This is a genomic window from Solwaraspora sp. WMMD406 (genome assembly GCF_029626025.1).
Lineage (GTDB): Bacteria > Actinomycetota > Actinomycetes > Mycobacteriales > Micromonosporaceae > Micromonospora_E.
On sequence record NZ_JARUBF010000001.1, the window covers coordinates 2,701,133 to 2,713,558 of the forward strand.

Consider the following 12,426-nt stretch of genomic DNA (forward strand, 5'->3'; position numbering starts at 1 on the left):
CGGCCGGCTGTGTTCGGTACGGGCTCAGCCGGTGGTGAAGACGTGGTCGCTGACCATTCGGGTGGCCCCGATCAGGCCGGCCTGGTCGCCCAGTTCGGACAGGACGATCGGCATGTCGCCGGTGGCCAGCGGGAGCGAGCTGCGGTAGACCACCGCGCGGATCTCGGCGAGCAGAGCGTGCCCGATGCCGGCCAACCCGCCACCGATGACGACCATGCCGGGGTTGAAAAAGCTCACCAGCCGGGCGAGTACCTGGCCTACCCGGCGGCCACCGTCACGGACCAGACCGATCGCGGTGTGGTCACCGGCCGCCGCGGCCGCTGTGACGTCGAGCGCGGTCAGCGTACCGGCGCGGGCGAGCTGCTCGGCGAGCTGGTCGGAACGGCCCGCGCGGGCGGCGGCTATCGCGTCGCGGGTCAGCGCGGCCCCGCCGAAGTAGGCCTCCAGACAGCCGACGTTGCCGCAGAGGCACTGCGGACCGAACTCGTCGACCGCCGTGTGGCCGATGTCGCCGGCGCAACCGTTCGCGCCACGGTAGACATCGCCGCCCACCACGATCCCGGCGCCGATGCCGACGCCGATCTTGACGAACAGGAAGTCGTCGAAGGCTTTCGCTATCCCGGCGTGTTTCTCGCCGAGGGCCATGATGTTGACGTCGTTGTCGACCAGGACCGGGCAGCCGAGCTCGGTGCTGAACACCTCCCGCACCGGGAAGCGGTGCCAGCCTGGCATGAACGGCGGTGAGACCGGGACGCCCTCGTGGAAGCTGACCGGGCCGGGAACGCCGATGCCGGCGCCGGTGAACCGCGTGGTGCCGGATTCCGCGCTCAACTTGGTCACCAGCTCGAGGGCCTGGGTGATCACAGCGGTCGGCCCTTGCCGGAGCTCGGTGGTCTCGGTGATCCGGTCGACCACCGCGAGCTCGCCGTCGGTGATCGCGACCTCCAGGGTGTTGACGCCGATGTCGATGCTGAGGAACCGGGTGGCGGCCGCGATCCGGATGATGGCCGACGGTCGGCCGCCTCGGGACGCCGCCGACCCGGCGGTCTCGACCAGCCCTCGGCCGAGTAGTCGGTCGAGTTCGGTGGCCACCTTGGAGCGGGACAGACCGACCGCGTCGCCCAGTTCGGCGCGCGACCGGGACCCGTCGCGAAGCAGGCGCAGGATCTGTGCCTGATGCGGGTTCTCCGGCCACACTCCTAGCACGTCTGTCATGTCCTTTACCTGGGAGCCGGCGCGGGACACATCCGGCGTGGACGGCCGGCGGACACGCGGGCGAGGCGAACCGACGGGGACGGAACCGTGTGGGGCATCGGCTCTACACGCTGACGCGCGGGGGTCGCCGTCAGGATCGCAAACTTAGTGCATTGAAGCGCCAACTTCAAGGTGCATTTCCCGTACTTTGTCCTCGATCCGACAAAAGCTGGCTGGTGATTCCGCGCGCCCGCTGGCCGGCCCCACGACGCAAAACGAGTGCGCCGATGTCGGGGTCGCGCGGTAGCGTCGCCGAGTGACTGAACGAAGCCGGCCACCACTGATTCACGCCCGCGGGTTGATCAAGCGCTTCGGTAGCTTCACCGCGGTCGATGGCATCGACGTCGACGTCGCCCAGGGTGAGGCGTTCGGATTTCTCGGCCCGAACGGCGCGGGGAAGAGTTCCACCATGCGGATGGTGGGCTGCGTCTCCCCGCCGTCGGAAGGGACCCTGCGCATCCTCGGACTGGATCCGGGCCGCGACGGTCCGGCGATCCGGGCACGGCTCGGCGTGTGCCCGCAACAGGACAATCTAGACCAGGAGTTGACGGTTCGGGAAAACTTGACCACCTATGCCCGCTACTTCCGGATCCCGCGAGCGGTCGCCCGGCGACGCGCCGATGACCTGCTCGACTTCGTCCAGCTGCGGGAGCGGGCCAACAGCAAGGTGGAGCCGCTGTCCGGCGGGATGAAGCGCCGACTCACGATCGCCCGTGCCCTGGTCAACGAGCCGGACATCGTGCTGCTCGACGAACCCACCACCGGTCTCGACCCGCAGGCTCGCCACCTGGTGTGGGAACGGCTGTTCCGGCTCAAGCAGCGCGGCGTCACTCTGGTGCTGACGACGCACTACATGGACGAGGCCGAGCAGCTGTGCGACCGCCTGGTCGTGATGGACGGCGGTCGGATCGTGGCGGAGGGTTCACCTCGGGACCTGATCAGCCGCTACTCCACCCGGGAAGTCGTCGAGCTGCGCTTTCCCGCCGACGACCAGAGCGGGTTCGCCGGCAAGCTCGCTGGCGTCGCCGACCGGATCGAGGTGCTGCCCGACCGGATCCTGCTGTACACCGGCGACGGCGACGCCGCGTTGAACGAGGTACACAGCCGGGCGCTGGCACCGGCCAGCGCCTTGATCAGGCGTAGCGGTCTGGAGGACGTCTTTCTGCGGCTGACCGGCCGGACGCTCGTCGACTAGACTGGTCCGGGCATGATCGCACAGACCAACCGGCTGCTCCTGCGCCGATTCACCGCCGACGACCTGTCCTTGCTCGTCGAATTGGACAGCGATCCCGAGGTGATGCGTTACCTCACCGGGGGCCGTCCGACCCCGCAGGAGCGGATCCGCCGGGACGTGCTGCCCGCGATTCTGCGCGACTACCTGCGGTTTCCTGGCTTCGGCAAGTGGGCGGCGATCGAGCGGTCCAGTGGCACCTTCGTCGGCTGGTTCGCGCTCAAGCCGGCCGTCGCCGATGGCCCGGACGCGGGCACCGACCCTGCTGGCCCGGTCGCGCGTGGCGGCCAGATCACCGACGTCGAGCTCGGCTACCGACTCCGCCGGGTGTTCTGGGGGTACGGCTACGCGTCCGAAGGTGCCCGGGAACTGATCCGGTTGGCCTTCTCCCATCCCACCGTCGACCGGGTCTTCGCCGAGACGATGGCGGTCAACGTCGCCTCGCGCCGGGTCATGGAGGCTGTCGGTCTGCGTCTCGTCCGGGTCTTCCACCTGCTCTGGGACGATCCGATCGAGGGTGTCGAGCACGGCGAGGTCGAGTACGAACTGCGTCGGGCCGACTGGTCGGTCCGGGTCCGCTGACTCCGCCGGTCGGCCGTCGCCGATGGTCCGCCCGTACGGGCATGAAGCCGTTGCGTGACGTCGGCCTGGCCACGCCGCGACGTGTACGGTCGACCGAACGGTTCGAGCCGTTTCCGACGATTCTGGTGCTCACCACTCGTGGCGGCACCGAGCGGCATTGGGTTGCCGCCGGTCAGGCGTTGCAGCGGGTGCTGCTGCTGGCCACCGTGCACCACCTCGCGACCACCCCGATCAGCCAGCCGTTGGAGATCCCCGCCATCCGGCGGATGCTCGCGAACCCGGAACGTGGTGTCGAGGCGCAGATGATCATCCGGGTGGGATGCGGCCCGCCGGCGGCCGCCCCCCGCCGGCCACTCGCCGAGGTCCTGGTCACCGACGACTGAGGCCGTACCCCCGGAGCCGCCCCGCGTCCGGGCCGAGCGAGCCCGCGACGGTCGTCGGTCGGCCGTCGTCGGACGGGTCGGCCGGCCGTCCCGTAATCGAGGTGAACGTCGCAACGTCACGTCGTATCGTGCTGGCGAGCGCGGCGTACCCGGTCTTGTCGTACTCGGGCGGTAGGAATGTGTCGCCGCACCCGACCGGAGATCGGGACGAGATCGGCACGAGGGACGAGATCGGCACGAGGGAAAGGCCACGGATGTCGCTGACCAGTGCCGATCGACCTGGCGCGGGCACTCCGCAGTCGGATCCGCCGAGCGCAGGGGGGCCACGCGGGGTAGGGCCGATACTGGGTGTGTTCGAGTACTACCTGACCGGTTACCGGAGGACCTGGCGGGCGAGCGTCTTCTCGTCGTTCCTGCTGCCGCTGCTGACCGTGCTCAGCTTCGGTGTCGGTGTCGGCGCCTACGTCGACGGCGGGATCGGCGGCGTGCCCTACCTCGACTGGATCGTTCCCGGTCTGATCGCGTCCACCGCGATGCAGGTGGCGATCGGTGAATCGTCCTGGCCGGTGCTGGGCGGCTTCAGCTGGCAGCGGACCTACTACTCGCAGATCGCCGCACCGTTACGGATCATCGACATCGTCGGTGGGCTGCTGGCGTTCGTGCTGGTGCGGGTGCTGGCCAGCGCCGTCGCCTTCGTCGTGGTCGCGGCGGCCTTCGGGGCGCTGCGTTCCGGCCGGGCGATGCTCACCCTGCCGGTGGCCTTGCTGCTGGCCGCGTCCGTCGCGCTGCCGGTGGCCGCCTTCGCCGCCACCATCCGCAGCGACAGTTACATGGTCATCGTGTTCCGGTTCGCGGTCATTCCGATGACGCTGTTCGCCGGGGTGTTCTTCCCGGTCGAGTCGTTGCCGCCGGTAGTACGGCCGCTGGCGTACCTGTCGCCGCTGTGGCACGGGGTGGATCTGTGCCGGGCGGCGGCGTTGGGCCTCGCCCCTGCCTGGTCGGTGCCCGGACACCTGGTCTACCTGGGGCTGTGGGTGGTCGGGGGGTGGCTGCTGGCAGTCTCCCGGTTCCGTAGCCGTCTCGTTCACTAGCCGGCCCGTGAGGAGAACGTGATGGTGACCCTCGTCCTGCCCCGGATGCTCGGACTGGGCGCGTCTGTGGATCGGGCCGCGTCGGTGGTGGAGCGCAACGCGGCGGCTCTCAAATCGGCGTACTGGGTGGTGCTGATCTCCGGGGTGGTCGAGCCGGTGCTCTACCTGTTCTCGATCGGAGTCGGCGTGGGACGGCTCATCGGCGACATCGCCCTGCCCAGCGGCACGTCGGTGGCGTACGCGGCGTTCGTCGCGCCGGCCATGCTCGCTGCCTCGGCGATGACCGGGGCGCTGTCGGAGACCACGTTCAACTTCTTCGCCAAGATGAAGTTCGTCAAGCTCTACGACGGGATCCTGGCGACGCCGGTCCGGCCGACCGAGCTGGCCTTCGGCGAACTCGGGTGGGCGATGGCCCGGGGGAGTGTCTACTCGGCGGCCTTCCTGGTGGTCATGGTTGCCATGGGACTGACCACCGTCCCCCGGGCCCTGCTGGCGTTTCCGGCTGCCGTGCTGACCGGTTTCGCGTTCGGCGGGCTCGGCATGGCGCTGTCCACCTACATGCGCAGCTGGCAGGACTTCGACCTGATGGGCTCGGCACAGTTCGCCGTCTTCCTGTTCTCCGGCACGTTCGTGCCGCCGCGGGACTATCCCTCGGTGCTGCGGTGGCTGGTCGAGGTGACGCCGTTGTACCGCGCGGTCGACCTGATCCGGGCGATCGCCGTCGACACGGTTGGCTGGATCCAGGTGTTCGATGTCTGTTATCTGCTCGGGGTCGCCGCGCTCGGCCTGGTGATCGCCGGCCGCCGGGTCGGTAGGCTGCTCTGCGCGTGATCTGGTCGAGGCGCTGCGACCATCATCGATCAATCTGGACAACCCCCGCCATACTTCTGCCCGGTGGAGGACAAAGCCATCGGCGGTTCACCAGAAAGTTTGGTTCTTCAGGGTCTTTCTTTCCCCAGGTCTCCGGGGTTACTGTCTGCCCCAGACGTAACACCAGCGACACAGCGCCGTAAACGCCGGGTCGCGATCACGGGTCCACGTGGGCCCAGGCTGCACCGCCAGGGGCGTGGCGGGAGCAGCCGTGGTGGTGGTCGGCCCCGCGTCAGCGGGGCCGACCACCACCACAACCCCAACCCAACCCGCCCCGGAGTCACGCGTTTCGGCGGCGTGCGGCTCCGTACACCCCGATCCCCTCCTCACTCGTCATCCGACGGCTCACGAGCCGTCCTAGAAAGGTGGACAAGAATGGACGAGGTGCTACGCCGTAACGGTCAGCTCACTCCGCCCAACCCCGCGCTCACGCGCCGCAAGATCCTGGCGGCCTCGGCAGGTGCGGCCGCCGTACTCGGCGCTGCCGGCCTGCCGGTCCTGCAGACCAACCGTCCGGCGCGGGCCGCCGGCGGATGGTCCGTCGACCCGCTGATCCCCGAGCAGAACCGGGGCATCATCCTGTACGCGGTGCGGGACCGGATCGGCGCCGCCCCGGACGACAGTGGCGTGCCGTACGGCTTCGAGCGGGTTCTGGCCCGCCTCGCCGAGATGGGCTACAAGGAGATCGAGTTCGCCGGCTACAACCAGCACACCTCGATCCTCGGCCGGCAGATCACGCCGACCGAGATCCGCAAGATCCTGGACGACAACGGGCTGGTCGCCAACGGCTGCCACGTGTCGATCCGGGCGGACACGTTCCAGCAGCAGCTGGACATCGCCGAAGAGCTCGGCATGAAGAACATCGGCACCGGAAGCGACCCGACCAACAGCCCGTACCAGGCGGACTGGGACGCGGCCGCCGACCTGTGGAACGAGCTCGGCCGGCAGGCCAAGGAACGCAAGATGCGGCTGTACACGCACAACCACGACTCCGCGTACAACTTCCTGCTCGACGCCGGGCCGTTGGACGAGCAGGGACGGCCGACCCGTTCCTCGGGTACCCGCAAGCTCGAGTACTTCATGGCGAAGACCGACGCCCAGTACGTCTACTTCGAGATGGACATCTACTGGGGCTACGTCGCCCGGCACAAGCACCACACCTTCACCAACTCGGCCGGTCAGCAGCGCACCCGGGTCTTCGACCCGCTGCTGACCGTCGCCCGCCGGACGCGTCGCTTCCCGCTGTTCCACGCCAAGGACGGCAACAAGAACGTGGACCTGTCCAACGGCTACGAGATGACTCCGCTGGGTGACGGTGACATCAACTTCCAGCAGTTCTTCCAGACCATCGGGCACTACGACTTCCACCACGCCAACTGGGAGCAGGACACCGCTCCCGGTGGCGCGGCCAACCCCGGCCAGTCGCTGGCGTTCGCCGAGCGCAGCTACCAGCACATGGCCGAGCTGACCGTCTACAGCCAGACAGCGGAGTGATTCGCCGTCGCCGGCGGTGGTCCGTCCGGACCGCCGTCGGCGACGTACGGGTCACCTGCCCTTCCTGAGGTGGCATGGTCGGATGGCTCGGTCACGCGACGCGTGACCGAGCCATCCGACCGCTCGGCACCGCTCGTGAGTTCGACGACCGCCACGGCGGTTCGCTCGGCCGCTCGCGCCCACACCGGGCCCGGCTGTCCTGGTCAGACCAGGTTTCTCAGTCTCAGACAAATCTTCTGTCACGGAATGAAAAAGTTTCGAGTCTGAAGATCAAAGCTCTGGACACAGAGTGAGAAGGCTCCTACTGTTTCGAGCACGACACGTCGATGTCGCGTCGACGTTAACCAACTGTCGGAGGTGGACTCCATGCGTACGGCGGACCCGTTGCACCTGCAGCTGCTGCGCCTGCTGCGCGACCGCGGCTCGGTCTCCCGCGCCGAGCTGGCCGACCACCTGGAGATCCCCCGGCCTCGCCTGCTGTCCGAGCTGGAGCGGCTGGTCGCCGCCGGGTTCGTGACCGAGGCGGGGATGGCCGCCTCGCGGGGCGGCCGTCGCTCGACCTTGGTCGAGCTCAACCCCAATCTGCGGTTCGCCGCGGTGGACCTCGGGGCCAGCTCGGTCGACGTCGAGATCACCAACGGCCGGCTCGAACCCGTCGCGGCGTTCACCGAGGCCGCCGACATCCGACAGGGACCCAAGGTGATCCTGCACCGGATCAACGAACTCCTCGCCAAGGCGCGGGTGGAGGGCGTCCACGAGCGACTCGACGCGATCGGCATCGGTGTTCCCGGCCCGGTCAGCTACCGCGACGGCGTTCCGGTCTCTCCGCCGATCATGCCGGGCTGGGACCGCTTTCCGGTCCGCGAGCTGCTCACCCGGGAGCACGGCTGCCCGGCGGTGGTGGACAACGACGTGAACATCATGGCGATCGGCGAGCGGCACGGCGGCGTGGCCCACTCGGTCGACGACTTCCTCTTCGTCAAGCTCGGCACCGGGGTCGGCTGTGGAATCTACCTCTCCGGTGAGGTCTACCGGGGAATCGACGGGTGCGCCGGCGACATCGGCCACATCCAGGTCGACCCCCAGGGGTCGATGTGCTCGTGCGGCAACGTCGGTTGCCTGGAAGCGCTGTTCAGCGGCGCGGCCCTGGCGAAGGAGGCCATCGCTGCGGCCCGCTCCGGCACCTCACCCGCGCTGGCCGAACGACTGGCCCAAGGCTCCGAGATCACCGCCCGCGACGTGGCGGCATGCGCGATGGAGGGCGACGTGACCTGTATCCGGCTGATCCGCGACGGCGGTCGGCGACTCGGGGGGGTGCTCGCCGGCCTGGTCAGCTTCGCCAATCCCTCGATGATCGTGATCGGTGGTGGACTGGCCCACCTCGGCCATATCCTGCTCGCCGAGATCCGCAGCGTCGTGTACCGGCGGTCACTGCCGCTGGCCACCGGCAATCTGCCGGTCGTCCTGTCCGAGCTGGGCTCGCGCGCCGGAGTCACCGGTGCCGCCGTGCTCGCCAGCGACGTCGCCTTCGAGCAGGCGTCGTGAGCGCCGTCGAGCCCGTCGACGGGCAGCCGACCGGCGCGCCGGCGGACACGGTGGACGCCACCACCGCCGCCCCGCAGGTCGAGGCCGGCGGCCAGGTGGTCCTGCGGCTCACCGACGTCGTCAAGACCTTCCCCGGCGTCCGCGCCCTCGACGGGGTCCAGCTGGAGGTCCGGGCCGGCGAGGTGCACTGCCTGCTCGGCCAGAACGGCGCCGGCAAGTCCACCCTGATCAAGGTGTTGGCCGGGGTGCACCGCCCCGATTCCGGCCGTGTCGAGTGGCAGGGCCGGCCGGTCCGGTTCGCCAACCCGCAGGCGGCGATGAGGTCCGGAATCGCCACCATCTACCAGGAACTCGACCTGGTCGACGACCTCTCGGTGGCGGAGAACGTCTTCCTCGGCCACGAGCCGCGTACCGCCGGGTTCGTCCGCCGTGGCCAGATGGTCCGGCGTACCCGCGACATCCTCGCCCGGCTCGGGCACGACGAGATCCCGGCCCGGCGGCTGGTCCGGTCGCTGCCGGCCGCCGGCAAGCAGGTGGTCAGCATGGCCCGGGCACTGTCCCACGAGGCCAAGCTGATCATTATGGACGAGCCGAGCGCGGTGCTGGCCCACGACGAGGTCGACAACCTGTTCCGGATCATCCGGGAGCTCACCGCCCAGGGAATCGCGGTCATCTACATCTCACACCGCCTCGAGGAGATCCGCGAGATCGGCGACCGGGTCACCGTCCTCAAGGACGGCCGGACCACCGCGCAGAACCTGCCGGCGCAGAGCACCCCGACCCGCGAGCTGGTCAGCCGGATGACCGGTCGGTCGATCGAGTACGTCTTCCCCCAGCGTGAGCCCAACCCACACGGCGAGCAACTGCTGGAGGTCACCGGCCTGAGCCGGGCGGACGAGTTCCACGACGTGTCGCTGACCGTACGGCGCGGCGAGATCGTCGGCATCGCGGGACTGGTCGGCTCCGGTCGATCCGAACTACTCGAAACGATCTTCGGTGCCCGTACCGCGCAGTCCGGCACCGTCCGGATGGCCGGCCGGGCGATTCGGCCCGGCAGTGTCGGCGCGGCCGTACGGGCCGGCATGGGCATGGCCCCGGAGGAGCGCAAGAGCCAGGCGCTGCTGCTCGGCGAACCGATCTTCCGCAACATGACGCTGGCGACGTTCGCCCAGCTGTCCCGGGTCGGCTTCACTCAGGCCGGGCGCGAGGTCGCCGAGGCCGAACGGGTCGCCAGCTCGCTGGAACTGCGGCCCCGGGGGGTGCACCGGCCGGTGCGGCAGCTCTCCGGCGGCAACCAGCAGAAGGTGGTCGTCGGCCGGTGGCTGCTCGGCGACACCCGGCTGCTGCTGCTCGACGAACCGACCCGAGGCGTCGACGTCGGTGCCCGCGCCGAGCTGTACCAGGTCATTCACGACCTGGCCGCGCGAGGCGTCGGGGTACTGCTGGTCTCCAGTGAGGTACCGGAAGTGCTCGGGCTGGCCGACCGGGTGCTGGTGATGCGGGAAGGCCGCGTCATCCGCGAGGCCCCGGCCGGTGAGATCGACGAAGAGACCGTGCTCGACCTCGTCATGGCGGGGTCGTCGATGGAAGGCGCCGCGGCGTGACCGGGCGATCCGACCAGTTGGCCAGCGGCCAGCCGGTGAGCGAAGGAGTAGGACTGTGACCGCGGACGAGGCCACGGCAACCGTACCCGGTAAGGAGCAGCCGGCAGCGTCGCCGGCGCACGGCACGGACGCACCACCCCGGCAGAGCTGGTGGCGCTCGGACGCCAGCGAGTACGCCCGACGCAACCTTTGGCTGGTCGGAGTCCTCGTCGTGCTGGTCGTCATCGGTGCCGTCACCCGACCTGACCTTTACAGCGACCCGACCTGGGTCCGTAACAACGTCTTCACCATCCTGCAGCAGGCGTCCGCGATCGGCGTGGTCACCGTCGGCATGACATTCGTCATCATCTCCGGCGGTATCGACCTGTCGGTCGGGGCGATCATGGCGCTGGCCGGTGTGTGGGCCACCACCTTGGCCACCCAGAGCTACGGACCCGGCGGGATGATATTCACCGCCGTGACCGTCGGACTCTGCGTCGGCCTGGTCAACGGAATCCTGATCTCGTACGGCCGGCTGGTGGCCTTCATCGCCACCCTGGCCATGATGGTCGCCGCCCGAGGTCTGGCCGCACTCATCTCCGGCAAGCAGACGCAGGTCTCCACCTCGACGGTGATCAACGGCATGGCCACCGAGCGGATTCTCGGCATCCCCCTGCTGGTGATCATCCTCGCAGCGGTGGTCGCCGCCGGCTGGGTGCTGCTCAACCGCACCACCTTCGGCCGCCGTACGGTGGCCGTCGGCGGCAACCCCGAAGCGGCGCGGCTCGCCGGCATCAACGTCCGCCTGCACACGCTGATGATCTACGGGCTGTCCGGGTTGTGCTGCGGCATCGGGGCGATCATGCTGACCGCCCAGGCCAACTCGGCCCAGGCCGCCATGGCCAACCTGTACGAACTTGACGCGATCGCCGCGGCGATCATCGGCGGCACGCTGCTCAGCGGTGGCCGCGGCACCATCATCGGCGCCCTGTTCGGGGTGCTGGTCTTCTCCACCATCACCAACCTGTTCGCCATCAACGGCCTCTCCACCGAATCCCAGAACATGATCAAGGGCGGGATCATCGTGGCGGCCGTGCTCATCCAGCAGTTCCGGTTCAACTCGCTCAGCCAGCTGTTGACCCGAAAACCGGCCTGACCTGGTTGGCCTGACCCGGCCGGGTAAGGCCACCCTGATCGCACCACGCACGCACCACGGTGACCGTCGACTGTGACGGCCGCCGGGATCCGCACACCCCGATAACCCCTTCACCTTCCGATCCAGGAGGTCGTCATGACCGCACTTTCCCGCCGGGCCCTGTTCGGTGCCCGCGGCGCCGCCGACGCGTCACGTCGTCGGCTGCTCGTCGGCGGCGCCGCCGTCGGTGCTGGTGTACTGCTGACCGCGTGCACCAGCAACGAGGCCGCGCCGACCAACACCCAGACCCAGGCAGCCAACCAGGGCAACGCCAACTCCGAGCCCGGTGAGACGGTCACCATCGGCTTCTCGGCACCGGCGGCGGACCACGGCTGGCTCGCGGCGATCACCAACAACGCCCGCGCCCAGGCCGAGGCGTACTCCGACGTGGAGTTCCTCACCGTCGAGGCCGGTGCCGACGCGGCCGCGCAGCGGGCCGCGCTGGACACCCTGATCTCGCAGAGCCCGGACGTCATCGTGATGCTGCCGCACGACGGCGCCGAACTCACCGCGAGCGGGCTGCAGGCCATGGAGGCCGGCATCCCGGTGGTCAACCTGGACCGGGCGTTCAACCAGGCGCTGGCCTACCGCACCCAGATCAAGGGTGACAACTACGGCATGGGCGTCTCGGCGGGCAATTACATCGCCGCCCAGATGCAGGCCAAGGGAATCGCGAACCCGGTGATCGCGGAGATCGCCGGCATCGACGCGCTGGAGTTGACCCAGGAGCGCTCGAACGGCTTCCGGGAGGCTCTGGAGGTGCACGGCTTCACCATCGCCAACCGGCGGGCGGCGGAATTCACCGCTGACTCCGGCCAACGCGAGGCGGCCAACCTGCTGCAGGCGCTGCCGCAAATCGACGCGCTCTGGAACCACGACGACGACCAGGGCATCGGCGTGCTGGCCGCGATCAACCAGGCCAACCGGTCGGAGTTCATCATGGTCGGTGGCGCCGGCTCGCGGGCGGCGATGGAGGCGATCCAGGCCGACAACACGGTGCTGAAGGCGACCGTCACCTACAGCCCGTCGATGGCCTCCTCGGCGATCTCACTGGCCCGCCTGATCGCCCAGGGCAAGGGCATGTCCGACCTGGTCGAGCTGCAGGTGCCCAAGGAGATCATCCTGGCCTCGGAAACCATCACCAAGGAGAACGCGAGCGAGTACCTGCCGCTCGGGTTCTGATCCTCACGGGGAGGCT

At 69.1% G+C, this 12,426-nt stretch carries 11 protein-coding genes; 10 read left to right on the forward strand and 1 reads right to left on the reverse strand.

The window, feature by feature from the left end; translation table 11 throughout:
- Positions 1-24: 24 nt before the first annotated feature.
- Positions 25-1,215, reverse strand: a complete 1,191-nt coding sequence (locus tag O7632_RS12345; RefSeq protein WP_278114154.1) for an ROK family transcriptional regulator — start codon at positions 1,213-1,215, stop codon at positions 25-27.
- A gap of 295 nt (positions 1,216-1,510) precedes the next feature.
- Here O7632_RS12345 and O7632_RS12350 point away from each other — a divergent pair, with 295 nt between their 5' ends.
- The 10 genes from O7632_RS12350 (at position 1,511) to O7632_RS12395 (ending at position 12,410) form a co-directional block, all read left to right on the forward strand.
- A complete protein-coding gene (locus O7632_RS12350) occupies positions 1,511-2,449 on the forward strand; it encodes an ABC transporter ATP-binding protein (protein WP_278114155.1) in 939 nt (312 codons plus the stop codon).
- A gap of 12 nt (positions 2,450-2,461) precedes the next feature.
- Entirely contained in the window at positions 2,462-3,067 is a 606-nt protein-coding gene (locus tag O7632_RS12355) for a GNAT family N-acetyltransferase (RefSeq protein ID WP_278114156.1), read from the forward strand.
- A gap of 41 nt (positions 3,068-3,108) precedes the next feature.
- The gene (locus O7632_RS12360) at positions 3,109-3,450 is read left to right on the forward strand and encodes a nitroreductase family protein (protein ID WP_278114158.1); all 342 of its coding nucleotides are present in this window, start codon (positions 3,109-3,111) and stop codon (positions 3,448-3,450) included.
- A gap of 341 nt (positions 3,451-3,791) precedes the next feature.
- A complete protein-coding gene (locus tag O7632_RS12365) occupies positions 3,792-4,541 on the forward strand; it encodes an ABC transporter permease (RefSeq protein WP_278120000.1) in 750 nt (249 codons plus the stop codon).
- 21 nt (positions 4,542-4,562) lie between these two features.
- The gene (locus tag O7632_RS12370; RefSeq protein ID WP_278114159.1) at positions 4,563-5,372 is read left to right on the forward strand and encodes an ABC transporter permease; all 810 of its coding nucleotides are present in this window, start codon (positions 4,563-4,565) and stop codon (positions 5,370-5,372) included.
- A gap of 414 nt (positions 5,373-5,786) precedes the next feature.
- Positions 5,787-6,905 (forward strand): sugar phosphate isomerase/epimerase, encoded by a 1,119-nt coding sequence (locus O7632_RS12375; protein ID WP_278114161.1) that lies wholly within the window; start codon positions 5,787-5,789, stop codon positions 6,903-6,905.
- A gap of 366 nt (positions 6,906-7,271) precedes the next feature.
- The gene (locus O7632_RS12380) at positions 7,272-8,450 is read left to right on the forward strand and encodes an ROK family transcriptional regulator (protein ID WP_278114163.1); all 1,179 of its coding nucleotides are present in this window, start codon (positions 7,272-7,274) and stop codon (positions 8,448-8,450) included.
- 95 nt (positions 8,451-8,545) lie between these two features.
- Positions 8,546-10,054 carry a sugar ABC transporter ATP-binding protein gene (locus O7632_RS12385; RefSeq protein ID WP_278120002.1) on the forward strand — a complete coding sequence of 503 codons (1,509 nt, stop codon included), beginning with the start codon at positions 8,546-8,548 and terminating at the stop codon, positions 10,052-10,054.
- 55 nt (positions 10,055-10,109) lie between these two features.
- Positions 10,110-11,189, forward strand: coding sequence for an ABC transporter permease (locus tag O7632_RS12390; RefSeq protein ID WP_278114164.1), 1,080 nt, complete (start codon positions 10,110-10,112; stop codon positions 11,187-11,189).
- Positions 11,190-11,324: 135 nt separating this feature from the next.
- Positions 11,325-12,410 (forward strand): substrate-binding domain-containing protein, encoded by a 1,086-nt coding sequence (locus O7632_RS12395; protein WP_278114166.1) that lies wholly within the window; start codon positions 11,325-11,327, stop codon positions 12,408-12,410.
- Positions 12,411-12,426: the final 16 nt, after the last annotated feature.

Coding starts and splice junctions, on each gene's coding strand:
- O7632_RS12375 (WP_278114161.1), top strand. CDS start 5,787: ATGGACGAGGTGCTACGCCGTAACGGTCAGCTCACTCCGCCCAACCCC.
- O7632_RS12380 (WP_278114163.1), top strand. CDS start 7,272: ATGCGTACGGCGGACCCGTTGCACCTGCAGCTGCTGCGCCTGCTGCGC.
- O7632_RS12355 (WP_278114156.1), top strand. CDS start 2,462: ATGATCGCACAGACCAACCGGCTGCTCCTGCGCCGATTCACCGCCGAC.
- O7632_RS12360 (WP_278114158.1), top strand. CDS start 3,109: ATGAAGCCGTTGCGTGACGTCGGCCTGGCCACGCCGCGACGTGTACGG.
- O7632_RS12370 (WP_278114159.1), top strand. CDS start 4,563: ATGGTGACCCTCGTCCTGCCCCGGATGCTCGGACTGGGCGCGTCTGTG.
- O7632_RS12345 (WP_278114154.1), bottom strand. CDS start 1,215: ATGACAGACGTGCTAGGAGTGTGGCCGGAGAACCCGCATCAGGCACAG.
- O7632_RS12395 (WP_278114166.1), top strand. CDS start 11,325: ATGACCGCACTTTCCCGCCGGGCCCTGTTCGGTGCCCGCGGCGCCGCC.